Below are 22,336 nucleotides of genomic sequence, written 5' to 3'. Positions count from 1 at the left end.
AATTTAAGCATTAAATTTTTAGCCGGCTTTGATGCAGAACCCACATGCATATACAGAAAGGAGGTACCAACTTTTTGCTTAAATAATAACATTGACAGAAATCGTAGATATGCATGGTTCGGCATCAAAGCCTTTATTTTGGGATAGCTTTGCAAGCAATAAAGCCTGTGGCGGAAACAAACTGTTATTTGTCGGTTTGCTGGGGGACTTCATTCCCTTGCAAATGATATGACACTTTGAGGATGGAGGATATCAAAGCTATGAAAAAAGCGTTCTCCTCTTTTAGCCAGTTGGTTGGTTTCGCAGTATCACTCGTAATAGCGTTTATGATGCTACTGACGGTAGCAGACGTCCTTGGGAGGTTCCTATTTAGAGCCCCAATAACAGGCACTCCTGAGCTAACCGAATTTATGATGATAGTTATAGTTTTTCCTGCGCTGGCGTGGTGCGCATTAGCCGGTCGACATGTGTTGGTAGACTTAATAATAAAGCGATTTTCGCCGAGCATTCAAGCATTTATTAAAACAATTACCTTGCTTTTGTCCTTACTTATATATGTTATTCTGACTATAGCAAGTTTCTATGAGAGTATTGAAGTAAATACCAAGACAGGCTTGCTCCGAATACCACATGCACCATTCTACTGGATAATGAGCCTGGGTTTCGCATTATTCTGCGTAGCTATCTTAGTGCTACTGGTCCGAAACATGACTGAGACTAGAGAGGTGAAAAAATGATGGGCCCAGAAATCGTTGGTGCTATTGGGCTTGTAGTTTTGGTGGTTCTTCTGTTTTCAGGAATATGGATTGGTGCGGCCATGGCGCTGGTGGGCTTTTTTGGGTATGCTAGCATCATGGGTTTCGGACCAGCCTTCAGAGGGATACCCCAGATCCTTTTTACAACCGTTGGCGACTACCCCATGTCGGCAGTACCGTTATTTGTTTTCATGGGTATGCTGCTTTCCAATACTGAAATAGGTAAAGACCTGTATGAGAGCGCCTACAAGCTAGTAGGGCAACTGCGCGGAGGGCTAGCTATGGCCACAGTCGTAGCCTGTGCCTTATTTGCAGCTATTACCGGTGTCCCTGCACCGGCTTTAGCCACCATGGGTAAAGTAGCGCTCCCCGAAATGAAAAAGTATAACTATGATGAAAAACTGTCTGTGGGCAGCATTGCCTGTGCGGCTCCCTTGGCTTTTGTTATCCCCCCCAGCATGTCTTTCATTATTTATGGCATCCTCACGGAGAACTCCATCGGGTTGCTGTTTATGGCCGGTATAATTCCTGGAATACTTCTTACTTTGTTATATTGCCTAGTTATTGCAATAATTACAGCTCGTAATCCGCAAGCGGGTCCACCTGGACCGAAGACTAGCTTTAAAGAAAAAGTATTGTCGCTTAAAGGGACATGGCATATGATTCTTTTATTTGTTTTGATGTTGGGAGGTATTTATGGAGGCATTTTTACCCCTACAGAAGCAGGAGCAATTGGTGGTTTTGGTGCTGTCCTTATTGGCCTAAGCAACCGGCGACTCACCCTGAAAAAAATTTTAGATGCCCTCTTTGAAGCGGGGCAGACAACAGCAATGGTTATGCTCCTCATTGTTGGGGCCTATATCTTCATGAAGTTTATGGCAGTTAGTAAGCTTCCCATCTTGCTAGGAGAAATTGCGGCTCAATTACCCGTACCTAAAATGGTGATCTTCACAGGCATAGTAGTGCTTTACCTTATCCTGGGAATGTTCCTTGACATTTTTTCAGCAGTTATTCTTACTATGCCTATTATCTACCCTGTAGCTTTATCCTTAGGTTTTGATCCAATATGGTTTGGAGTTGTAATAACCTTAGTTATAGTAATCGGAGTTATTACACCCCCAGTAGGGCTTGACTGCTTCGTCTTCTCAGGATTAACCGGGATTCCACTTTCTACAGTATTTAGTAGTATCATTCCATTTTTCATAGCGGATATTATATGCATAATCATTGTTTCGAGCTTCCCGCAGCTTAGCTTGTTCATACCACGGTTAATGCAATAAAGTAGTGAAGCGAGCTATAGGGTAGCCCCACGTGAAAGTAACCATTCAGGCCGTTAATGTTTCTGAATGAAGCAATCCACGTCGATGATGATCAGGTCTACCTTTTCCAGGTCGGCCATCAGCTTCCCCAGCCCACCCTGACGGTGGCTATCAAGCAAGGTGTTTGCCAGGTCCAGGCAGCGGTAAAAGCGAACCACTTTCCCGGCCGTGCAGGCTTTTAAACCCAGGGCAGTGGCCAGGAGGGTTTTGCCGGTCCCTATTGCCCCCAGCGCCAGGACATTCTCGTGCCGCTCCAGGAAGGCCAGCGTACTGAGAGTAGTAACGGTGGTGGAGGTGGGCAGGGTAACCGGCGTCCAGTCAAAGTCCTCCAGGGTTTTATGAGCCAGAAATCCGGCCCGGTGAATGAGGCGGCGGATCTTGCCGGCCTGACGGGCTTCGAGTTCGGCCTTAAAAAGAGCCGTCAGGTATTGTTCCCGGTCATGGTACTCCAGTTCCGGGTAAAGAGAGGGGACATGGGCCAGTTTCAGGGCTTTACATTGTTCCGGCAAGGACTCCGGGACCATGACCACTGGCGTCACCTCCCGGCACTCTGGTATGGGGCAGGAGCTGGTCATAAACGTCAGTTGCCGGGTTATAACCCCGGACGCTGGCCGGGGTATAGATCTCGTTTAAGGCCGGCAACCCGGTTTCCGGCTGGGCCAGGCGGTAAAGCTGGTGGCGGATGAACCCGGCATCATCTCCTTTCCCGGGCGGTGTATCAGCAAGGGCTCTGGCAATAAGGTCCAGGCAGAAGCCTTCCTGCAAGAAGCTGTAAATGAGCTCAAGCCGGCGGCGGTATCCCTGGGGTTCACATCCTTCCAGGTAATCTTTGACCTCTTGGGGCAAAAAGCGGTACATGGTGGCGTGACGGGCGCCGCGGGGCTTACGGACAAAGATGCTGAAGTACCCCTGCCAGTCAATGGGCTGGGTTTTCAGGGTGTAATGACGGGGAAATACAGCCAGGTATTCGTTGTTGTGACTGAAAACTTCGGCCCGGTCCCACCAGAGCTTGATCGATACTCTTTCTCCCACAGGAGCGCTGGGGAGGGCGTAAACCTCGTCGCGGCAGTGAAACTGGCCATATTTGTTAATACGGGCCGTTGCCAGCTGGACCGGCTCAAAGGGTACGGCGGGCAGGGGCAGCAGGGCTTTTTGATCTTCCTCCCACAAAGCGGCGATGGGACGCCCTTTCTCGTAATGGCTGCGCTGCATATCTGCTATAGCCCGGCGATAAAGCTCTGCTGTGAGCTGCTCATAGCTGGTAACCTCCGGATAGGGCAATAACCAGTTGCGGTGACTGTACCCTACCTTATTCTCTACGTTCCCTTTTTCGTTACCCTTGCCGGCATTACAGAAGGCGGCTTCAAACCGGTAGTGGAGCATGAAGCGGCGAAAGGTTGCGGTGAGTTTCCTGTCCTGGCCCTTGCCTATACTTGCCACTGCCGCCAGGTTATCGAAGCAGATATACTGGGGGACGCCATTGATCCAGGTGAAAACCTGGATCAGGGCATGGAGGAAACACTCCATGCAGCTTATTAATAAGCCGCTGTATCTCTTCCTGAGAATACTGGTCGATGTTGCCTAAATGCCCAACCTGGCGCTGTTTTACCTTGCCTTTTTCCCGGTAGGATTCGACAGGACAAGATAACGGTAGGTATGGCCACCGCGTCTGGTAGTGATAATGCGGGGGAACAAAGGGGCATCACCTCGGTTATCGTCATTACTATTATACCGAGAGATGCCCAGTGTGAAAATATCATAAGGTAGTTTTGTTTTCACTACGTTTTGGCGGTTTCGGTAGAGAAAGGTCGTTGATATTACTAGTCTTGATGGTATTTAAGTCCTTAAAATAGACGTTTTAGTGTCAAAGTTAGGTTTTAATATCGACAACCTGGATAGTTATTTGCCGCCGCAGGTTTTCCTTGCTTCACAACAACGAAATCCTCTCCCGCAAAAGTAGATATGATTACTGATAAGGATTTGATGTTGGTTGGCAAAAACTTACCAATTTGAGTGGGTTATTCACAACGCTTCTATACCCACCAGGTATAATTGATCAGCCGTTTCAGGAGGTGTTTAGCTCTGTCTACGGATTTTCAGCGGTTGCGGGAGTTTATTGCGGTGGCTGAATATTTAAATTTTAGCCAGGCTGCCAATCACCTGTTCATCGCCCAGTCGGTACTGAGCCGGCATATTGCCGATTTAGAGCGCATGCTTGGCGTCCAGCTCTTTTTCAGGAACAAACAAAAGGTACAGCTTACAGCCATGGGGCAATTATTCTTTCAGGATGCCAAAGAAATAATTGCCAAATATGAAGAAGCCTACCGGAAGTTGCGTTTGGCCTCATGCGGCATAGTAGGTCATCTAAAGTTAGGTTTCCTGGAAAGAGCCGTGAGAAGCTTTCTAACCGACTTTATTTTACACTTCAGCAAAACCCTTCCCCATATCAGCCTGGAATTCAGTTGTTATGATGAATTGGAAGAGCTTACAGAAGCAATAAAACGCAACGAATTGGACGCGGGGTTTACTCTTTCCCTTGGCTTAGAAAACACCGAAGATCTAAACTGCGAACCTATATGCCAGGACAATCTCTGTGTCATCGTCCGCAAGGACCATCCTTTAGTGGAGAAAGGCGGCGTTTCATTAGTTGAACTAGCGCAGGAACCTTTCATTATGCTAAACCGGCAACAGAATCTTACGGTTTTTAATCATACGATCGCCCTGTGCGAGGCCCGGGGCTTCTCCCCCAACATTGTCAAAGAAGCTCCAAATATCGATACAGCCTTGCTGATGGCTGAATTGGGTACGGGAATATTGATTGCCCCCCGGCACCATATCGCCAATGCCAGCTCAAAACTGTGCTTTATTGATCTGGAGGATGAAGACTGCAAGATTTACATCGCTGTCGTGTGGAAACAAAACAATGCTAACCCATCCCTGTTACCGTTCATTAGGGAACTCGTCAACGCGCACGAACGCTTTGCTACTGAAACGTCCCGTCAATCCTGAACAACGCAATAGCTGCTACGCTGTTCAGGTTGCCTGCGGGACGCTTTTGGTAGTAAAGAAAAGAAAGGCCGCTAGGAGAACATCCTAACGGCCATGCATGGCAACCCGATTTCGCGCCTGAACAACAATCAATCTTTCTGGCAGTATAAGCCGCATGCCTGGTTGCCGGCATGTATTTTATTTACCGCCTCAACCAGCTTTTCCCTGCCGGCCAGCCAGATGAAGTCTACAGCCTTCAGTTCTCCCGGTACTCGCTTTACCCCTGTTAAATATATATCCAGGGTGGCCAGACAGGCCAGGCGCGTCTCTTCCCGCCCCACGATTGGTACACAGTAGCGACACTCCTGGCAGGTGGCTCGCGCCCGGTCTCTAATGCCGGGCAATATTAAACGATGGCCCTCGCATAAAGCGTTAGCCCCGCCCATAGAGGACACCTGCCCGGGTTAGGGATACGGCCCGGTAGACGGCCCTCGGCCGCCATCTTAACGAAAGGGGAAAAGTATCTTCAATGTTCTCGACAGCTAATACAGGCTGTACGGCAGCAATTTTGCCGACCAGGTCACGGAAACAACACTTGTGGTAATGCGTTCCATTTTAACACTCCAGGCTTAAAAAAACAGCCCCCTGCAGTCACAGGGGGCTTGATTTATCTTCCCGGCGGAGGATTATGATATCGCCCTTGCGGCGATGAGCTGTGCGGCGACAGTACTGCCGCCGGGATCTACCAGCAGGTAGCAGCTGTTTTTTTCACGGCAGGCGATTTCCAGCACAACTTTCGCTTTAAAATCTGTTGGATATTTTTTCCGTATGCTCATTTGCGGTCAAATAGGCCGAGCAGTAACATTTAATACTTCTTCTCAAGCTCGTTCATGAACTTCTCGAACTCTTTTTCATCCATGCCCCAGCCATGCTCTTCTGCGGGATAGATCTCGCCCTTGACTTCGGCGTCAAAGGTCTGGAATGCCTTGATAGCTTCACCAAGGAATGATGCATAAGACTTTGCATGCTTAGCCATGGCCTCAGGGGGCAGGAATCCAAGAAGATCGAAGATCACCATCTCGGAGCCGTCCGCAACACCGCCGGCCGCGACTCCAATGACAGGGATACGCAGTTTCTTGGCGATAGCATTGGTCACCTCGCGAGGGGTCATCTCGATGGTCATACCGACCATGCCGTTCTCCTGATATTCATAAGCCTGGCGGAAAATCTGCATGGCTTCCTCGGCAGTCTTGCCGACACGCCTGTACCCGCCGAACCGTCCCGTCTGCCAACCGGACAGGCAGCCCACATGCCCAAAAACAGGGATCTGGTTATCGGACATGTATTTCAGGACCTCGTTGGTAACGCCCATGGGCATGACAGAGTCAGCGCCGTCTGCCATAATTATTGAGGCTTCCTTTACCGCAGTATATTTATCTGCATACTGTTGGGTCTGCATAACAGCGTTCAGACAAATGTTCGGAGCCATCTTGCGGATCGCTCTGGTCCACCAAGCGATATTCTCAGCGCGCTGTTGGCTGTTCTCACCAGGTGCTGTGTAGCGCACCAGATTGATACCCGCTTTTTCGCAAAGCATGGCAAAAATCGGATCCATGTAGGCGGTGCCAACCATGCTAATCTTCTTGCCCTCATCCTTCATCTTCTGGAGATGCCAGATCGTCTGCCGCTGCATGGAAATTGGTACCATCTCAATATTGCTTCCTTTTACAGTTGCCATAGTATAATCCCCCTTCAAATTTTGTTTTTAACGTTGCCAGCTGGTTGTATCCGTACAAAATGCAGGATTTGTCCAGCTATAACATAAATCTCTATAAGTATTGTAGAAACAACTATTATCTGTGCAAATACTCAATATTAAGTATTTAGTATAATAACTGCCCGGTGCTATACTTCGGTTAGACATTCAATAGAGTAATTTTTCAGGTATTTTTTATCAAATTTATGAATGGGGGTTATTAAAATGAAACCTGAAAATTACAAGGCGGCAATTTACAGGGGGGTAGGTAACGTTGAGGTGGTAGAGCTTCCGTATCCCCGGTGCGGGGACGACGATATTATCGTCAGGAACCTCATGGCAGGCATCTGTGGCAGTGATATCGGCGCTTACACCAGGGGCGGCGACATGCACATGATTTGGAAAGATCATGAATTCGGCCATGAAATGATAAGTGAAGTAGTAGAAATAGGTAAAAATGTAGAAGGCCTGAAGGTGGGCGATTATGTATTTCCGAACATGGGTAATGCCAAACGGGACAGGAGGCGCATGGCGACTGTCGGCGGTTTTTCAGAGTTTATTCATATTCCGAAGTGCGAAGTGGGCTTTAGTGTAATTAAAGTCGACAAAGATATTCCGCTGAAATCAGCAGTTCTTTTAGAGCCTTTTGTGATCGGTACTCGCGGGGCCAAAGGTTTGAACCCCGGGCCGGGGAAGACGGCCATCGTGTTCGGAGCAGGTATCATTGGTATGAGCGCAGCCCTCATGTTCAAATGGTATGGTTGCGAAAAAGTCATGGTTGTTGATATTTCTGATTTCCGGCTGGAAAGAGCCCGGAGCCTGGGTTTATTAACCTGTAATCCTGAAAAAGAAAACCTGAAAGCAAGGGCAATCGAAGAATTCGGGAAAAAGATCAGCTTTGGCGGTGAGGCTTGCGGCGCCGACCTGTATATAGACGCTGTCGGTGCCCAGGCAGTGATAGATCAATTTGCTTTGCTGGCGGGCCGGGAGGCATCCCTTGGGATTATCGGTGTGCACCATGAGCCGGTGACTATTAATATGCTTTCCCTCTGTTACAATAACTGGCATGTTAACGGTTGTGGCAATATTCCCCTGGAAACCGCAGCGGTCGAGGTTTTAGAAATGATGAGATCAGGTAAGTTTGACCTATCTATTCTAGTTTCACATGTGTACCGGCTTGAACAAATAAATGAAGCCCTTGCTAAAGCTAATAATCCCGGAGAATGCCTGAAAGTTTGCATATCCTATGTATAGCACCTGTATAGATAAGGGCAAAGTGGCCCTGACACTCTGCCCTTATCTATTACACCCGTCGCTCATTCTTCGTCGTCCGCGAAAAGAAACATTGTGTCTATAGAGAAGCCTAAATACTCAAAATTAAGTATTTATCATAGCCGGGACCACATCTATACTTTTTTATAAGGAACTAAAAATTCACATAAAAAGTCATTAAGGCAGGTGTTGGCAAAAAGGTGTTGCAGGCTGGAAAATATACGGCTGGTTTGTTCAGGATCAAAGCAAAAATGTTGCTCTACGAACAAGTGTAGCGGGCAAAAAGCGGTTTTAAAAAATGAACCGGAGGGATAAAAATGCAATACCCGATTGTTTTTTCCCATATTGGCATCTCTGTGCCTGATATTGAAAAAGCCATCGAGTTTTATAAAGAAGTATTCGGTTGGTATCACCTGGCCGGGCCCTGGACGATTAAGCGTGACGGCGGTCCCTCCAGCAATTTCTGCGATACCGTGTACGGGGAAAACTGGACCGGATTTAAATTGGCGCATATGTCTACCGGGGACCGTATCGGCATCGAATTGCTGGAATTTGAAGGCAGCTACCCGGCTAAAGAATGGGAATTTAAAAAACACGGGGTTTTTCATTTCGGCATCACGGTACCCAGTTACGAAGAGTTTCTTAAAAAACTAGAGGCCTACGGCGGCAAACAGCGCTCATTAGTCAATAAAAGAGACGTCAGGGGGACAATTTATGCTGCCGTTTACGCCGAAGACCCCTTTGGCAATATCTTTGAGATCTACACCCACAGTTATGAGGTTATGAGCAAACCATAAATGATTAAAGAACGGCCGGAAATCAGGTATAATAAGCCTAAAGGGGATTGTGCCCGTTTAAACCCGCGCGGTGCGGTAGCGGGCACCCGGCAGGCTGGTGGGGTTATAACCGCACCAGCCTGTACCTTAAACCCTTGCATGATCTACCCGGGGAAGGGGGTACTCCTTTCGATGGGTACTGATAACGAATTGCCGTGGCATGATATTCACAACTTTCTACTTAACTGCGGCAATGTAAGGGATCCTAAAAACTTTAGCACCCAGGTGATAAAAGAAATAAAGTTCCTGGTACCATACGATCAGGCCCGCGTCTATTACATCAACGACAACGGCGCGGTATATGATGAATACCTCGTTAAAGTTGATAAAAAATGGCCGCGGCTCTATTATGAGTATTATTCAAAAGTGGAAAACGGGCGTTACTCATTATTCCATAATTTGACCGGTAGGGGCTTTCATTTTGTATCAAGGATGGAAAATTGTGTTTACGACTGGACCAAACATCAGCGTGACGAATTCCTGGTCGATTATATAAGGCCGCAAGGAATACGTTTTTCCCTCGGCTTCGGGTTGTTTGACACCTATAACACCTTGAAGTGCACATGCATTATAGACCGGAGCAGGTTTGACAAATTCACCGTCCGGGAGTTAAACATTCTCAACGTCGTCTGGCCGCATCTGAACAACCTTTATAAGAACCTTTACGTAAATGCAGCAGATTACAGCAGACGCGACCTTGAAGTAAATAATAAAAGCCTTCAGGCCCTTACACCCAAAGAAAAGGAAATAGTAAATATGTTGTGCAGTGGCGTCACCCCGGCCAACATAAGCAAAAAGATGCACGTCTCCCTTTTTACGGTATACAAGCATATCTCACACATCTACGAAAAACTGAACGTTACAAGCCGCCAGGAATTGCTGGTAAAAATGTATAGCGAAGGGGTTGAATGCCTCGGCCGGCAGCAGCCTTGCGCCAGTATTAAGATTAAATAGGTTCAGTGACAGATTTTACCATAAAAGAGGTCCAAATGGAGCCCCCTGCAGTCACAGGGGGCTTGATTTATCTTCCCGGCGGAGGATTATCACGTCACCCCTGGAGTCTACGAGCCGGGCGGCGACGGTGCCCCCGCCCGGTTCTACCAGCAGGTAGCTGTTGTTGTTTACACGACGAGTAAAATTGGGGGCGGAAAGCTCGCAGAAGGTTTCCCGGCGGCGCCGGAGGGCCCTTTCTCCTTCCGCCAGGCGCAGGGCCAGGGTGTCCATATTCAAGAGGCAGGGCAGGGTCATGTTGCCGTCCAGGTACAGCAGGGTACGGAAGAAACCTTCATTGTACGGCTCAAAAGTCTTCACCTTGCCCCCGACCACATAGCCCGTGCCGCCCTCGTCGCGGCTGCGGGGCCGGCGCAACCTTAGCGGCACCAGGACCATCTCCGGCCCCAGGACCACGGGGGCCAGGTGGCTGCGGCCCTCCCAGGACCAGGCGGTATGCTCCTGCCGCCAGGAAACGCCCAGGTGGGCGGCCAGGGCCTTCAAGACGGTCTTGGTCCGGCGGCGGTCCAGGATTTTCCGGCCGTCGTCCAGCCAGACCTCGGTATAGTTGCCGGCGTCATCGCCGCTGCCGTAGACAGGTACCAGGCAGTTTAATTTCTGCCACAAATCTTCCCGTATCCAGTTGACTGCCAATTATGCCACCTCCTACCTGGATTTTATTATAATCGAACAGAAGTTCGCATTTCAAGGGGAACTGCAATCACGAATTGAGATAACGGCACTGCCCGGGCTGTTGCCCCGGCAGGGGCTTCAACCCGGTGCGGCCCTGTTTAAGGTTTGGGCCAGGTCGTGGATGGCCGCCGTCAGGTCATCGAGTTTTTTCTCCACTCGAACTAATAAATAAAAGGCAATCACCATCGGGAAGCCGTAGTTGCCGATCTGGACCCAGAGGTTTTCCATGTCAGGCTCCCTCCTTTTCACGAGCAAAGTTCCACTGCTGCACCACTTTTTCCCGGCCCTGCCCCAGGAGCTCCTCCCAGGCGGCAGCGCATTCGCCACAGAGAACAAGGTCGCCGATGAGGGCAGTATCTTCCAGGAGCAGTATTTTACCTTCCAGGGTCTGCTGGCGGTCGCAGCAGTCACAGCGGCCCCGCCGGGGCCGGGCGAAATAACTGAATTTAACCTGCAGCATAACGCGAACCTCCTTTTCTTATCGCTTATCACCGGCGGCAGCGGTACGACGCCGGGGGCGGCCCCGGTGAAAGCGCCGCAGGCCGGGTTCTATGGAAATATAAAGGGATGGGGTGAACTGCGCGTTCGGGAGCCGCCCACCCCATCCGGTAAAAGTTGACCGTCAAGCTTAAGCGGCGATGATGTCGGTGACCTCCCGGGTGACGATGCGGGCGCCGATGATGGCCGTCAGGTCGCCGCCGGGCGAGGTAAAGATGTTTTTAGCCAGGATGAGTTCCATGACGGCCCGGACTTCGGTCTCGGTCAGGTCGTCGCGCGGGTCGGTAACCGCCAGGGTGGAACGATTCCCGGCGGCATTCTGGAAAATCAACTCCAGGCGTTTGGTAGGCATGACGTTTCACCTCCTTCCTGCCGCAGCCTGCTGCCGGGGGAGGCAGCCGCCGTTAAAAGAGCGGCGGCTTGTCCATCCCCGGGACTGCGGTTATATGTGCTGCTTAGGAGCTGGCGCTGAGGTCGTTCTCGTTAAGGCGGCTGACGGCGTTAACGGGATAGACCTGCAGGCTGCCCAGGGCCTGGGCGACGTCGTAGACGTCCTGATCCGCGGCCGCAGGCTTGACGCGGTTGTAGGAACGCACCCGGTAGACGGGTTGCCCGCCGGCGTCGGTCCCAACCTGCACCTGCAGGCGCAGGGTGGTGGCCAGGGGTGTGCTGATGACCGGCATTTTTATCACCTCCCTTCGGACGGCTTCAGCATAACATGGTTGGCGGCAAAAGGGAACAAATGTTTGCATACCATTACGCAAGAATACCTGTCGTTTACCCGCCGGACCCGGCGGCCGGAAAGAAGATTGGCAATAACAACGAAAGAGGGGATGCCGTATCCGGGAGATTACCATACCTTTTAACAGCACTACCTGAAGATGGCAGGGCCGGGAACGTTCCTTATGCTGGATAAAAACCCGCGGTGATGGTATGATGGCAGTAAAGAAAAAGCAAATGGAGGTATTCCTTTGCGACGAGCAGCGACAATTTCCCTCATCGCCGTCGTCATAATCGCCGGCGCCCTGATGGTGGCCCGTTCCCGGCCGGAGGCGCCGCAGCAGCCCAACGTCCAGCAGCAAGAGCCGGGGGTACCGCAGCAGCCCAACGTCCAGCAGCCCGGGCCGGGGGCCGGGGAACAAGTTCCCCCGCAACGCGGTAAGGCCGGCGAATTCTTCCCTTTATATCCAGGCAGCCGGTGGCAGTACCTGGGCGAGGGGAACGAATATGCCTCCTTTAAACGCGAGGTCCTGTATGCAAAGGGCGACCGGGCCCAGGTAAGGGAGGACAACGGTGGTACCGTAAGCGCAGCCGTGTTCAAGGTCACGGACGATGAGGTAACGCGCATCTTTTTCCGGGGCGAAGCCTATGAGGACACGAATTACCTGGAACACGAGCCCGAAGACAGTGTGGTTATTTTGAAGGCGCCCCTGGCGGTGGGCACCAGGTGGGATACCCCCAACGGCCCCAGGGAGATTGTTGACGTCAACGCAACCGTAGACACGCCGGCGGGAAAATTCGAAAACTGCCTCAAGGTCAAGCTTGAAGGCAGCAGTTCCACCATCTTCGAGTACTACAAAGAAGGGGTGGGGATGGTGAAAAGGGAGTTCATCTCCGGGGACACTCGGGTCACCTCCACCCTGGAAAGCTTTAAAGTAACCCTGGCCAAATAGAATTACGGCCAAATAAACCCGTCTTCGACGGGCAAAAAGAGGCCCCGGGGCATCTATGACGGGAGGCATAAAGGAAAATGGCGTTACGTAGAGTATAACTAATATATGGTAGGAGGCAAGGAAGCTCCCCGTGTACCTGGTCACTTGCGGGGAGCGGAGCCAGTAATGAACCCGGCCTACTGCCAGGCTTTATCTTGTTCCAAACAAGGGGGCAGGCACAATGGCCGGGGAAGAAATCCGGGTTTTATGCAGCGAACCCCGCCGCCTGGGTTATTATGAATTCCAGATCAAAGAAATCATTCCGGCATTGCCGGCAACAAAAAGATTAACCAGTTGTCTTTGGAAGACCAGGAGAAAATTAAAGCCCGCCTGGTCGAACAGATCAATTTTGCCCGCAAATGCATGCAGGTACGACGTTGAGCATTTTGCCTAAATCAAGTGGAGGATTACCAGTGCTCATCGAGTATAACGTCAATGCCGTGAAGGGGCACAGGACTAGAAAGTGTGAGGAGGTTCAGCCGCAGCATTATTGAGGAATAAAGAGGAGGTTACATAGGATGGTTAAACAGGAACAGCAAAACCCAGAATTGCTTCCGCTAATCGCCGACCAACAGGCCATGCATATTGAGTTTATCGATCTGGTCCAGAGTTCGGCGAACCCAGAGATTGTTGTTTTAAACTTTATTCAACGATTTCCGGAATCTGCCCCACCACCGGGGCATCAGCCCCAGGAAGGGGCAATTGGCAGATTGGTCGCTCGTTTCGCTTTCACCTGGCCTCATATTGAAAGGATACGAGATTTACTTAACCGGCTTTTAACCCAGCGAGAAAATGCCGAAATTGCATTTAGGGGAGGAAAAGAAAGAGAAATAGATCGCTCGGGATAGGTTACGACGCATCCTGCTAGGCAGCACCCTGGTAATCACCTGGCAGGCAGGGGGAGATTTCTTGCTGCCGGCCGGATGACTTACCGATGATATGGCTCCTGGCGTCGCCTTCTCCTTCGATGGAGTTGCGGTCGTAGGCATCTTAATACGGCACGGTTGGCTTCCAGGGAGCCCTTAAGCATTATTTGGCTGAGAATAAAATTGAAGATCGTGTGCTTATCAAATAGTATTGTTGTGGTAGAATAGTTAACGGGAGGTGGCAAAGATGCAGGAAGTAATGCCAGGCATCATTGTTGACCCGTTAATCAAAGGCGGTAAGCCGGTAATAAAAGGTACGCGCGTACCGGTTGAACTTATCGTAGGCAAATTAGCCGGGGGCCTTACCTATGAAGAAATTATGGCAGAATATGACCGCAAAAAAGAAGATATCCTGGCGGCACTGCGCTACGCAGCACGAGCTTATGTTATCTTCCCTCCGTATTTTGAGGGAAGATGATATTGTAGGGAATATTGTCGTAAAAAGAATAAAAACATTATAAATACCATGTTAAATTTGGCTTTTCCCGTGGTCGAGCGGCGGGCTAACGAGAACACGTAATTAGCCGGTAATGGCTGGTGCTAAGGAAGGCCAATAAAGCAGGTAACGGAAGAGGGATATCGTACCAGGCGGATTACCAAAAATATCCCGGGCTTCCTCCGCATCGTTGATTGCTGTGGGCCGGGTTGAGGCCAATTTACAAAAAATTTAACGTTGTAATCTATTGACGTACCTGGCTGGTACTGGTATTATTGTTCATAAAGTAAGCATAAGATATGTCGAAATAAATATAATGGAGCAGCCGGTATGGATAGCCATTACGCAGTCCTGGACTGCCTGCAAAGGAATAACAACCTCACCCAGCGCGACATCGCCCGTTACACTGGCCTTTCCGTCGGCGGGGTCAACCTGCTGTTGAAGAAAATGGTGCGCAAAGGCCTGGTCAAGCTGGAAAAGGTCAACGGCCGGACCTTGCGCTATATCCTCACCCCCCAGGGCATGGCCGAGAAAACCAGGCTTGCCTACCAGTACATGCAAAGCACCTACCGGCAGATCGTCAAGACCGGCCGGGTGCTGGCCGAAGTAGTGGCGGAGAGGCCGGAGCCGGTGGCAAGAATAGTCTTTTACGGTCCCCGCGACGAAGTGCTGGAGATCCTGAAAATCGCCGCCGGGAATTTACATATAAAGCACACCACCGCTTCCTGCGCTGCAGACCTGGCGGGTATAGACGGCCGCAACACCCTGGTAATCACCTGGCAGGCCGGGGAGAATTTCCCGCTGCCGGCCGGGGTGGAAGTGGTAAATATAATGGACAGGTTGTAGGGATTAGGTAGCAAGAAGAAATTATTAGGCACTCAGAATAACATATAATGGCATAAGCAAGTTATTGTTTATAAGGTTTGAAAGTTCAGGTGAAATCGACCATGAAAGGCCTCATCCTCTCGGGCGGCAAGGGCACCCGCCTGCGCCCACTTACATATACCACTACCAAGCAGCTCATCCCTGTGGCCAACTGGCCCATTTTATTTTTTTGTCCTGGGGTAGGTCGTCCAGGCGGAAAAAGCATAAACAGAGCTAGACATACGGGAGGAAGTTAAACCGGGTATGAAAGTAGCTATCATTGGTTGCGGGTATGTGGGCCTCACCACAGGTGTGGCCCTGGCCTACCTGGGGCATCAGGTTACAGGAGTAGATAAGGACCCGGACAAGCTCGAACTACTGCTCCAAAAGAAAAGCCCCATCCATGAACAGGGGCTGGAAGAGTTGCTTGCAGAAACGGGTTGTCGGCTTACTTTCACCGATAATACGGTTAGGGCCGTCGCTGAAGTCGAGTTAATCATGGTTGCCGTAGGTACGCCGCAAAAAGCGAACGGTGAAGCCAATACATACTATGTAGAAGAAGCGGCCCGGGAAGTGGCTATGGGATTCAACTATAAATTAATTAAGGTCCATAGGATTTCTGAACATGGTTCGGCCCTCGAGGAGGGCTTGGAGGTGAAGGCCTGGTTGGAGTTTCTACCCCCTCTACTCAGGGAGGTGCCCCAGACATGGGCCAATGTGGAGAAGGCGGTGAGGCTTTTAGGTTTTAGGTCCCATATCACCTTCTGGGTAGAGCTAGAGCGCTTCACGGAGTGGGTTCTAAGTTATGCTCCTAAAGCATAGCGCCCTTTACCTTCTCGCCCGGGGGTTTCCGGGCCTCGTCAACTTCCTAGCCATCGCCGTCTACACCCGGTTTCTGGCCCCCGAGGAGTACGGGCGCTACGCCCTGGTAGTGGCCGGGGTAGGGTTCTTCAATGTGGTTTTCTTCCAGTGGTTAAGGCTCGCTCTCCTCCGCTTTCTGCCTGCCCACCTTGAAAACCCTAGCCTCCTCCTCTCCACTCTACTGGCATGTTTCTTCGTCTTAGCCACCCTCACTGGAGGTATCGGTCTCCTTCTGGCTTGCCTTTGGCCCGATCCGGTCTGGCGTGGGCTCATCCTCTTGGCCGTGCCGCTTCTATGGGTCGAGGGCTGGTTTGAGCTGAACCTAGAGCTCGCTCGTAGCCGCTTACAGCCCTTACGCTATGGGCTCATGAGCTGTGTCAAGGCTACGAGCGCCTTAGTTCTGGGAATCCTATCTTTACTTTGGGGCTTTGGGGTCTATGGCCCTCTGTTGGGTCTTTTAGCGGGGACGCTGTTAGCATTACCTTTGGGAATAGCTGAGTGGAAAAATACCTTTCTTTATCCTTTAAAGCCGCTTGTTAAAGAGTTGTTGCGTTATGGTCTTCCTCTCACCTTTACCTTCGCTATGGCATTTATTGTTTCTTCCTCCGATAGGTTTATGATTGCATACTTTCTAGGTGAGGACTTAGCAGGTGTCTATTCGGCAGCATACGATTTGTCATTCACAACGATAAATCTTATTTCATGGATTATTGGTCTCACAACGACACCATTAGCGATTAGGGCATTTGAGGAAGGAGGGATGCAAAAAGCCGAAAACCAAATACTACAAAATATTCGATTACTTACAGTTATTCTCGTTCCGGCTAGTATAGGCCTAGCGGCTATAGCTCGCGATGTTTCCCAAATTTTACTAGGGACGCAGTTTCATCAAGGAAAAGCGGAGCTTATAATTGCCATTATTTCCCTTTCTGCAGCTCTACATGCCTTCAGAAACCATCATTTTGATCTAGCTTTTCAGTTGGGTCTTAGCACAAACATGCAGTTCTGGATTATGGTTACTGCCGGAATAACAAACCTAGTGCTTAATTTAGTGTTCATCCCCCGACTTGGCACACTAGGCGCAGCTTGGGCTACATTTGTGGCGTATACTGTTGCACTAATATTAAGTGTAGCCATGGGGAAGAGGATATTGTCTATTCCATTTGATTTTGTCATTTTATCCAAAGCTAGTGTAGGATCAGCTTTAGTATTATTACTACTGCTGAATTTGGAGGATTTTACCGGATTCTACGGGTTATTCGTAAAGGTATCTCTAGGCATAATTATATACTTGGCTTTTTGGTTTGTTACCCTAGGCTTCGACATTCGGCGGTTCCTGCAATGACGGAGGTTCTGGAAATGGATGATAAGGGTCATAAAGTGGTCATAACCTACGGGACTTTTGACTTGCTCCACAAAGGGCATATAAATCTACTGAGGCGTGCAAAAGAATTGGGAGATTATCTAATCGTTGGAGTTACCTCTGAAAACTACGATTTGCAAAGGGGCAAACTTAATGTTCGACAATCGCTTTCTGAACGCATAAAAAATATTGAGTTAACAGGTCTAGCAAACAAAATAATTGTAGAGGAGTATGAAGGACAAAAAATTGAAGATGTTCAAAGATATAACGTAGATATCTTTGCCATTGGTTCCGATTGGAAGGGACAATTCGATTATTTACAAGAATATTGCAAAGTTGTTTACCTTGAAAGAACAAAGGGTGTTTCCAGCACTCAGCTTAGAGGTTATATAAATCTTGGTATAGTGGGTTCTGGCAGAATTGCTAAGCGTTTTGTCCCCGAAGCAAGGTTTGTGAGTGGGGTCAACGTTGACTGGGTATTCAACCCAAACCTCAAAAGCGCAGAGGATTTTGCAGATAAACTAGAACTCGCTTTTCCTACTGACAAGTGGGAAAAATTTATTCAAGTAGTAGAAGCTATATACATTGCCAGCCCACATGAGACACATTATGAATATGCCAAAGCAGCATTAGAGGCAGGTAAACATGTATTGTGTGAGAAGCCTTTAGCGTTAACAGACGCACAAGCTGCGGAATTGTACGATCTCGCTAGAAGACAAAAGCTTGTTTTGCTAGAGGCAATTAAAACAGCTTACACTCCGGGCTTTAGAAGAATCATCGGACTTGCGAAAAGTGGGGTTTTAGGTAGCGTGAAGCACGTAGAGGCTACCTTCACGAAGTTGGTAAGGGGTACCACAAGAGAGTTAGATCCCAGGCGGTTTGGGGGAAGTGTAACAGAGTTGGCCTCCTATGTATTGTTGCCCATCTTTAAGTTGTGTGGGCTCAATGTTCGTGAGGTAAGTTTCCTGTCCATGAAGCAAGAAGGTGGCGTAGACCTTTTTACGCAAATAAACATCCTTACAGACAATTGCATAGGCATAGGAAAAGTTGGCTTGGGGGTTAAATCAGAGGGTGAACTCGTCATATCCGGCACAGAGGGATACATCTATGTTCCTTCACCTTGGTGGAAGCCAAACTATTTTGAAGTCAGACGGGAAAACTGGGCCGAAAACAGGAAATGGTGTGAGGTGTTTCAGGGTGAGGGGTTACGCTACGAAATAGCTGAGTTTGCGAAACTTATCACTAATGGTCGTTTAGAGACACCCGCTCTATTAGCCAATGAGTCTATCGCTATTGCGGAGGTAATTAAGAAATTCCTTTGCGGCAAGAATGTGACGTGGCTTAGATGCTAGACTAGATAGTTTCCCCTGAAAAACTCAGGGCAAAAAGTCTTAGCTTCTCAGGAAACAGGATAATTATTTTACAAAACAGAAGGAGTTACCATCCTCTGGATCGAATCTTGTAAGTGACGAACAAACAAGAATAACCAGAAGGAGTAACTCCCATGATAATTATTCGTCACATCGCCTCCGTTTCCTGCGGGGTGAGCACATGTTAAGAATAAAAGATCCCCAGTTGACTATCTGGGACGCGGTGCTCCCCGCTGAAGTATTGGAACTAAAAGAAGAACTGGCCAAAGTAGATGCCCTGTTGGACGATGAGGCCTTTCTAGAACCGTTTATCGCCAGGTTTAATACCCGAACCGGTCGTCCCGCGGTACCGGTAGAAACCTACCTGCGGTTAATGTATTTAAAGTTCCGGTACCAGGTGGGCTATGAAGTTCTGGTAGAGGAAGTTAAGGACAGTATCCAGTGGCGGCGCTTCTGGCCGCATCCCCCTGGATGGGAAAATCCCTCACTCTACCACTCTAATCAAACTTACCAAGCGATATGGTCCGGAGATCATTGACAGTTTGAATGCCACTCTAATAGCCAAAGCCAGGGACCAAAAAGTGATCCGGGGCAGGAAACTTCGTATCGACACAACTGTTGTGGAAGCCGATATTCACTACCCCACCGATGCCAGCCTGCTTTCTGACGGTATTAGGGTAATTACCCGTACAGTCAAGAAGCTTAAAGAGGCCGGTGTAGCTATCCGCACCAAGTTTCAGGACCGGCGGCGGTCAGTAAAGAAACGGGTTCTGTCTATCACCAAGGTGGTTAAACGGCGTAGCGGGGAAGCCTACACCGAAGTAAGGCAAATCACCGAAGAAATCATGGATACCGCCCAACAAGTGGTAGCTGAAGCGAAGCAAGTGATCAAGAACGCCAAGCAATATCTATATCGCCACAAGGAAGGCCTCTCCAAAAGAGTTCAACAGGTAGTACAATCACTGGGCCAGGCTGTTGAGCGTACTGAACAGGTTATTAACCAGACAATCGAGGTCCAGCAAGGGAAGACAAGACTTCCCCACCGGGTAGTCAGCATCTTTGATCCCGAGGCCCGCCCAATTAAGCGGGGGAAGCTCCATGCTCCCACAGAATTTGGCTACAAAGTATTACTTCAAGAAACGGAAGAGAAGGTGATTACCGGCTATCAGGTACTTGATGGCAATCCCAGTGACGACACCTTGTTAGTGGGTGCTGTGGACCACCACATCGAAACCTTTAGACGACCTCCTCGGGCAGTGGCAACCGACCGGGGCTTTGGCAATTCCAATAACGAAAAGGCGTTAAAAGAACGTGGAGTTAAACGATGCAGTTTGCCCTACAAAGGAAAGCTAAGTGAAACGCGTAAGGAACACCAATCCCAGAATTGGTTCAAAAGACTTCAGCGCTGGCGTGCCGGTGGTGAGGCTACTATCAGTGTCCTTAAACGCAAGTTTGGATTAAGGCGTAGCCGGTTCCGTGGGGCCAGCGGCACCAAATCATGGGTTGGGTTAGGGGTCCTGGCCTATAATTTGAGGAAGATTGCCACCTTGATGTGAACATCAAGAGGGTAATCCACCGGAAATTAGGAACAGGGCATTCCCCAGCACTGTTGTAGCTGTTCAAAAATGATGTTTTTCAGGGGTAACTAGATACTAATGAATTGAGGAGGTGCGGACTTTGTCTTATCCCTACATGCCATTTGATGATGATAGGATCAGGCAGCTTAGAGTGAAGTTACAAAAGCCCTATGTAGCTGAGTCGCTGGAAGCATGGCTAATACATAGACGCATTTCAATATATGCTACTTTAATGCTTAATCACATAGGGTGGATTACGCCTAATATAATTACAGCAAGCGCAATATTGATTGCAAGTATAGGCATCGTAATTATCTGGTTAATTAACCCAGGTAAATCTATAGTTGTAGGACTAGGATTGTACCAGTTGGCTTACTTACTTGATGTGATAGATGGTGAGCTAGCCCGCATTCGTAACCAAGCATCCGCGAGGGGGTTATGGCTAGATAAGATTCTAGAGGGAACAATGAATGGGTTGGCGCTCGCAGTTGGCATTAAGGCAGCTGAGTTAAGTCAGCCATTGTGGGCATCCGGATTTCTGTTAACTCTCTTTATAGTGCGCATGGTAAGCAGAAATGGTTTTGTTCTTACCAGTCGACAGTTGCGTAACAAGTTTCCCACAACAGAGCTTCGGGTAAGAAACCCGTTTATAAACGTGATTAGCTTTTTTTCGTCATCCTCTGGATGGTTGCTTCTTCTTGTAGTGGGGTACCTGTTAGATCGCCTTTCGCTCTTTTGGTTGTTGGGCGTTGGGCTTTTCGCCAGTAGCACTCTTTACCAACTACATCTTTTTTGGAACTCTCTACTTGAAAATGAGGATATAGAATAAGGTGGAAATGTACAGATTAGGTTTTGTATATTGGCAAGGAGATTCAGAAGGGTATGATCGATTACTTGATGCTGTTAGCTTTCATTTTTAGCCCCTTTTATCTTTGGCAAAGCGGGTTACCCCAGATAAGCCATATTATTGCTGCGGTGGCAATCTGTTTAAGGGTGCTGCTGAGACCCCGTTTTTATTGGGAACGTTTGTGGGGTTTGGGGGCTGCATTTGTTCTATACAGCTATCTTGTGGGGTTGATAATATTTGCCAAATATAAGGATGTACATACGATATTATCACCAACCTATTATGCCTTTGGATTTATGATCTTTCTTTTTTTAATTACTCTTTGTAAAGAAAAAGGCAGTGCATTTTTAACAAAAATTTTTTGGATACACTTTATTGCTCTGTTTTTTGTGACTATGTTAGGCATTTTGGGCATAGGGCGCATGTTTGGCCAGGCCCGTATAATTGCTACTTTTAATGATCCTAACCAGATGGCAAACTGGATCTTATGGGCCACAATCATTATTGGTGTTAGCGGCAAAGCGCTATATAGAAGTTGGTTGCCCGGGGGGGTTTCTTTAATACCGGCATCAGTAGGAATTGCTTTTACTGCGTCACGCTCAGGGGCACTTGGCTTGTTTTCATTATTTGCTGTTTATGGTTTAATAGGTTTTTATTACTTATTCCGATACATATTGACTAAAGAGCGCATTAATCTAGTTCGAGGTATTATTTTTGGTTTATTTATTATAGCTGTAGGTATTGGTATTGGCTTTACATATGATTTTTGGCAGGAAGACCTGAAACGCATAACATTTCAGGCAGAATATTTGTTTGAACGTTTTAATGAGAGAGATCTTGATGACACTTTTGAAGGACGGGGATATGATCGTATATGGAAATTTCCTGAGTATCTTATCTTTGGTGCTGGTGAGGGTGCCCATGAACGGTATGCGGAACGTACCAGGTTTCTGGGGGAGTTTCATTCAAGCTGGGCTGGGCTGCTTTTTAATTACGGTATGGTAGGTACTTTTTTATTCTTTGGATTTGTTTTCGTTATTCTACTCAGAATCAGTGATATTTGGTTCAAACTTATGTTATTGTCACCGTTTATATATGGATTTACTACATATAATATCCGCAATTGGTACTTCTGGGTCGGCCTTGCCTTGTTATATTCGAGCTATCAGGTGTTGAAAGAAAATAAGTCACGGGACAAAATAAAAGTAATATTTAGCAACGTGTATCAATATATGGTAGAGCATTAAAGTTATTTCATGATGATGGCTATTCA

25 protein-coding genes, 3 pseudogenes and 1 riboswitch are annotated in these 22,336 nt (G+C 48.6%); of the genes and pseudogenes, 18 read left to right on the top strand and 10 right to left on the bottom strand.

Translation table 11 applies throughout. The features are described from left to right. The first annotated feature begins 242 nt into the window (after positions 1-242). The gene (locus NWF31_RS14970; protein ID WP_422880260.1) at positions 243-737 is read left to right on the top strand and encodes a TRAP transporter small permease; all 495 of its coding nucleotides are present in this window, start codon (positions 243-245) and stop codon (positions 735-737) included. Beyond that, positions 734-2,035 carry a TRAP transporter large permease gene (locus tag NWF31_RS07120; RefSeq protein ID WP_258359811.1) on the top strand — a complete coding sequence of 434 codons (1,302 nt, stop codon included), beginning with the start codon at positions 734-736 and terminating at the stop codon, positions 2,033-2,035. Before NWF31_RS14970 ends, NWF31_RS07120 begins: the two co-directional genes overlap by 4 nt. Positions 2,036-2,088: 53 nt before the next feature. Here the strand turns inward: NWF31_RS07120 and NWF31_RS07115 are convergent, their stop codons facing one another. The 3 genes and pseudogenes from NWF31_RS07115 to NWF31_RS14965 all read right to left on the bottom strand — a co-directional run. After that, positions 2,089-2,598, bottom strand: coding sequence for an ATP-binding protein (locus NWF31_RS07115; protein ID WP_258359872.1), 510 nt, complete (start codon positions 2,596-2,598; stop codon positions 2,089-2,091). After that, the gene (locus NWF31_RS07110; RefSeq protein ID WP_258359810.1) at positions 2,567-3,601 is read right to left on the bottom strand and encodes a hypothetical protein; all 1,035 of its coding nucleotides are present in this window, start codon (positions 3,599-3,601) and stop codon (positions 2,567-2,569) included. The genes NWF31_RS07115 and NWF31_RS07110 overlap by 32 nt, the downstream gene beginning before the upstream one ends. Position 3,602: 1 nt before the next feature. After that, positions 3,603-3,769, bottom strand: a pseudogene (locus tag NWF31_RS14965) (IS1634 family transposase); the annotation flags it as partial. A gap of 357 nt (positions 3,770-4,126) precedes the next feature. Here NWF31_RS14965 and NWF31_RS07105 point away from each other — a divergent pair. Continuing rightward, the gene (locus tag NWF31_RS07105) at positions 4,127-5,083 is read left to right on the top strand and encodes a LysR family transcriptional regulator (RefSeq protein ID WP_340674362.1); all 957 of its coding nucleotides are present in this window, start codon (positions 4,127-4,129) and stop codon (positions 5,081-5,083) included. A 128-nt stretch (positions 5,084-5,211) separates the two neighbouring features. On the opposite strand, the gene NWF31_RS07100 is transcribed toward NWF31_RS07105, so the two are convergent. Both NWF31_RS07100 and NWF31_RS07095 read right to left on the bottom strand, forming a co-directional pair. Further along, entirely contained in the window at positions 5,212-5,508 is a 297-nt protein-coding gene (locus NWF31_RS07100) for a hypothetical protein (protein WP_258359808.1), read from the bottom strand. A gap of 419 nt (positions 5,509-5,927) precedes the next feature. Continuing rightward, positions 5,928-6,800 (bottom strand): 3-methyl-2-oxobutanoate hydroxymethyltransferase, encoded by an 873-nt coding sequence (locus NWF31_RS07095; protein WP_258359807.1) that lies wholly within the window; start codon positions 6,798-6,800, stop codon positions 5,928-5,930. A gap of 243 nt (positions 6,801-7,043) precedes the next feature. Here NWF31_RS07095 and NWF31_RS07090 point away from each other — a divergent pair, with 243 nt between their 5' ends. The 3 genes from NWF31_RS07090 to NWF31_RS07080 all read left to right on the top strand — a co-directional run bounded on the left by NWF31_RS07090 (position 7,044) and on the right by NWF31_RS07080 (position 9,880). Next, positions 7,044-8,072, top strand: a complete 1,029-nt coding sequence (locus tag NWF31_RS07090; RefSeq protein WP_258359806.1) for a zinc-dependent alcohol dehydrogenase — start codon at positions 7,044-7,046, stop codon at positions 8,070-8,072. 335 nt (positions 8,073-8,407) lie between these two features. Then, the gene (locus NWF31_RS07085) at positions 8,408-8,887 is read left to right on the top strand and encodes a VOC family protein (RefSeq protein WP_258359805.1); all 480 of its coding nucleotides are present in this window, start codon (positions 8,408-8,410) and stop codon (positions 8,885-8,887) included. A 171-nt stretch (positions 8,888-9,058) separates the two neighbouring features. Then, the gene (locus NWF31_RS07080; protein WP_258359804.1) at positions 9,059-9,880 is read left to right on the top strand and encodes a response regulator transcription factor; all 822 of its coding nucleotides are present in this window, start codon (positions 9,059-9,061) and stop codon (positions 9,878-9,880) included. 51 nt (positions 9,881-9,931) lie between these two features. On the opposite strand, the gene NWF31_RS07075 is transcribed toward NWF31_RS07080, so the two are convergent. The 5 genes from NWF31_RS07075 to NWF31_RS07055 form a co-directional block, all read right to left on the bottom strand. Then, positions 9,932-10,570: a hypothetical protein gene (locus NWF31_RS07075; RefSeq protein ID WP_258359803.1), complete on the bottom strand. Its 639-nt coding sequence runs from the start codon at positions 10,568-10,570 to the stop codon at positions 9,932-9,934. 117 nt (positions 10,571-10,687) lie between these two features. Next, a complete protein-coding gene (locus NWF31_RS07070) occupies positions 10,688-10,837 on the bottom strand; it encodes a YvrJ family protein (protein WP_258359802.1) in 150 nt (49 codons plus the stop codon). 1 nt (position 10,838) lies between these two features. Further along, a complete protein-coding gene (locus NWF31_RS07065; RefSeq protein WP_258359801.1) occupies positions 10,839-11,069 on the bottom strand; it encodes a hypothetical protein in 231 nt (76 codons plus the stop codon). 168 nt (positions 11,070-11,237) lie between these two features. After that, positions 11,238-11,459, bottom strand: coding sequence for a DUF2922 domain-containing protein (locus NWF31_RS07060; protein WP_258359800.1), 222 nt, complete (start codon positions 11,457-11,459; stop codon positions 11,238-11,240). 103 nt (positions 11,460-11,562) lie between these two features. Continuing rightward, a complete protein-coding gene (locus NWF31_RS07055; RefSeq protein WP_258359871.1) occupies positions 11,563-11,790 on the bottom strand; it encodes a DUF1659 domain-containing protein in 228 nt (75 codons plus the stop codon). Between the two features lie 288 nt (positions 11,791-12,078). Between NWF31_RS07055 and NWF31_RS07050 the strand changes: the two genes are divergently transcribed. The 12 genes and pseudogenes from NWF31_RS07050 (at position 12,079) to NWF31_RS06990 (ending at position 22,310) form a co-directional block, all read left to right on the top strand. Next, positions 12,079-12,780, top strand: coding sequence for a hypothetical protein (locus tag NWF31_RS07050; protein ID WP_258359799.1), 702 nt, complete (start codon positions 12,079-12,081; stop codon positions 12,778-12,780). A 102-nt stretch (positions 12,781-12,882) separates the two neighbouring features. Then, positions 12,883-12,966, top strand: a riboswitch (cyclic di-GMP riboswitch). A gap of 34 nt (positions 12,967-13,000) precedes the next feature. Then, positions 13,001-13,213: a hypothetical protein gene (locus NWF31_RS07045; protein ID WP_258359798.1), complete on the top strand. Its 213-nt coding sequence runs from the start codon at positions 13,001-13,003 to the stop codon at positions 13,211-13,213. Positions 13,214-13,337: 124 nt separating this feature from the next. Beyond that, on the top strand, positions 13,338-13,667 hold the full coding sequence (locus tag NWF31_RS07040) for a hypothetical protein (protein ID WP_258359797.1): 330 nt from the start codon (positions 13,338-13,340) through the stop codon (positions 13,665-13,667). 265 nt (positions 13,668-13,932) lie between these two features. After that, positions 13,933-14,163 carry a DUF433 domain-containing protein gene (locus NWF31_RS07035; protein WP_258359796.1) on the top strand — a complete coding sequence of 77 codons (231 nt, stop codon included), beginning with the start codon at positions 13,933-13,935 and terminating at the stop codon, positions 14,161-14,163. A 348-nt stretch (positions 14,164-14,511) separates the two neighbouring features. After that, the gene (locus tag NWF31_RS07030) at positions 14,512-15,027 is read left to right on the top strand and encodes a winged helix-turn-helix transcriptional regulator (RefSeq protein WP_258359795.1); all 516 of its coding nucleotides are present in this window, start codon (positions 14,512-14,514) and stop codon (positions 15,025-15,027) included. A 101-nt stretch (positions 15,028-15,128) separates the two neighbouring features. Beyond that, positions 15,129-15,233: pseudogene (locus tag NWF31_RS14960) on the top strand (sugar phosphate nucleotidyltransferase); the annotation flags it as partial. Between the two features lie 76 nt (positions 15,234-15,309). After that, positions 15,310-15,867, top strand: a complete 558-nt coding sequence (locus tag NWF31_RS07020; protein WP_258359793.1) for a 2-dehydropantoate 2-reductase N-terminal domain-containing protein — start codon at positions 15,310-15,312, stop codon at positions 15,865-15,867. Next, entirely contained in the window at positions 15,851-17,251 is a 1,401-nt protein-coding gene (locus NWF31_RS07015; RefSeq protein WP_258359792.1) for an oligosaccharide flippase family protein, read from the top strand. The genes NWF31_RS07020 and NWF31_RS07015 overlap by 17 nt, the downstream gene beginning before the upstream one ends. Before the next feature lie 14 nt (positions 17,252-17,265). Continuing rightward, positions 17,266-18,621 (top strand): Gfo/Idh/MocA family oxidoreductase, encoded by a 1,356-nt coding sequence (locus NWF31_RS07005; RefSeq protein ID WP_340674361.1) that lies wholly within the window; start codon positions 17,266-17,268, stop codon positions 18,619-18,621. 199 nt (positions 18,622-18,820) lie between these two features. Beyond that, positions 18,821-20,195 (top strand): annotated as a pseudogene (locus tag NWF31_RS07000) (ISNCY family transposase). 121 nt (positions 20,196-20,316) lie between these two features. After that, positions 20,317-21,045, top strand: a complete 729-nt coding sequence (locus NWF31_RS06995) for a CDP-alcohol phosphatidyltransferase family protein (protein ID WP_258359791.1) — start codon at positions 20,317-20,319, stop codon at positions 21,043-21,045. Positions 21,046-21,098: 53 nt separating this feature from the next. Further along, a complete protein-coding gene (locus NWF31_RS06990; protein WP_258359790.1) occupies positions 21,099-22,310 on the top strand; it encodes an O-antigen ligase family protein in 1,212 nt (403 codons plus the stop codon). Positions 22,311-22,336: the final 26 nt, after the last annotated feature.

The organism is Neomoorella sulfitireducens, assembly GCF_024733845.1.
GTDB lineage: Bacteria > Bacillota > DSM-521 > Neomoorellales > Neomoorellaceae > Neomoorella > Neomoorella sulfitireducens.
The sequence above is the reverse complement of the archived record's forward strand: the minus strand, read 5'-3'. Positions and strand labels throughout refer to the sequence as shown.

What these genes read in the sequence shown, in the direction of transcription:
- NWF31_RS14970 (WP_422880260.1), top strand. Translation starts at nt 243, where the DNA reads ATGGAGGATATCAAAGCTATGAAAAAAGCGTTCTCCTCTTTTAGCCAG.
- NWF31_RS07120 (WP_258359811.1), top strand. Translation starts at nt 734, where the DNA reads ATGATGGGCCCAGAAATCGTTGGTGCTATTGGGCTTGTAGTTTTGGTG.
- NWF31_RS07115 (WP_258359872.1), bottom strand. Translation starts at nt 2,598, where the DNA reads ATGGTCCCGGAGTCCTTGCCGGAACAATGTAAAGCCCTGAAACTGGCC.
- NWF31_RS07110 (WP_258359810.1), bottom strand. Translation starts at nt 3,601, where the DNA reads ATGGAGTGTTTCCTCCATGCCCTGATCCAGGTTTTCACCTGGATCAAT.
- NWF31_RS07100 (WP_258359808.1), bottom strand. Translation starts at nt 5,508, where the DNA reads ATGGGCGGGGCTAACGCTTTATGCGAGGGCCATCGTTTAATATTGCCC.
- NWF31_RS07095 (WP_258359807.1), bottom strand. Translation starts at nt 6,800, where the DNA reads ATGGCAACTGTAAAAGGAAGCAATATTGAGATGGTACCAATTTCCATG.
- NWF31_RS07090 (WP_258359806.1), top strand. Translation starts at nt 7,044, where the DNA reads ATGAAACCTGAAAATTACAAGGCGGCAATTTACAGGGGGGTAGGTAAC.
- NWF31_RS07085 (WP_258359805.1), top strand. Translation starts at nt 8,408, where the DNA reads ATGCAATACCCGATTGTTTTTTCCCATATTGGCATCTCTGTGCCTGAT.
- NWF31_RS07080 (WP_258359804.1), top strand. Translation starts at nt 9,059, where the DNA reads ATGGGTACTGATAACGAATTGCCGTGGCATGATATTCACAACTTTCTA.
- NWF31_RS07070 (WP_258359802.1), bottom strand. Translation starts at nt 10,837, where the DNA reads ATGGAAAACCTCTGGGTCCAGATCGGCAACTACGGCTTCCCGATGGTG.
- NWF31_RS07065 (WP_258359801.1), bottom strand. Translation starts at nt 11,069, where the DNA reads ATGCTGCAGGTTAAATTCAGTTATTTCGCCCGGCCCCGGCGGGGCCGC.
- NWF31_RS07060 (WP_258359800.1), bottom strand. Translation starts at nt 11,459, where the DNA reads ATGCCTACCAAACGCCTGGAGTTGATTTTCCAGAATGCCGCCGGGAAT.
- NWF31_RS07055 (WP_258359871.1), bottom strand. Translation starts at nt 11,790, where the DNA reads ATGCCGGTCATCAGCACACCCCTGGCCACCACCCTGCGCCTGCAGGTG.
- NWF31_RS07045 (WP_258359798.1), top strand. Translation starts at nt 13,001, where the DNA reads ATGGCCGGGGAAGAAATCCGGGTTTTATGCAGCGAACCCCGCCGCCTG.
- NWF31_RS07040 (WP_258359797.1), top strand. Translation starts at nt 13,338, where the DNA reads ATGGTTAAACAGGAACAGCAAAACCCAGAATTGCTTCCGCTAATCGCC.
- NWF31_RS07035 (WP_258359796.1), top strand. Translation starts at nt 13,933, where the DNA reads ATGCAGGAAGTAATGCCAGGCATCATTGTTGACCCGTTAATCAAAGGC.
- NWF31_RS07030 (WP_258359795.1), top strand. Translation starts at nt 14,512, where the DNA reads ATGGATAGCCATTACGCAGTCCTGGACTGCCTGCAAAGGAATAACAAC.
- NWF31_RS07020 (WP_258359793.1), top strand. Translation starts at nt 15,310, where the DNA reads ATGAAAGTAGCTATCATTGGTTGCGGGTATGTGGGCCTCACCACAGGT.
- NWF31_RS07015 (WP_258359792.1), top strand. Translation starts at nt 15,851, where the DNA reads ATGCTCCTAAAGCATAGCGCCCTTTACCTTCTCGCCCGGGGGTTTCCG.
- NWF31_RS07005 (WP_340674361.1), top strand. Translation starts at nt 17,266, where the DNA reads ATGGATGATAAGGGTCATAAAGTGGTCATAACCTACGGGACTTTTGAC.
- NWF31_RS06990 (WP_258359790.1), top strand. Translation starts at nt 21,099, where the DNA reads ATGATCGATTACTTGATGCTGTTAGCTTTCATTTTTAGCCCCTTTTAT.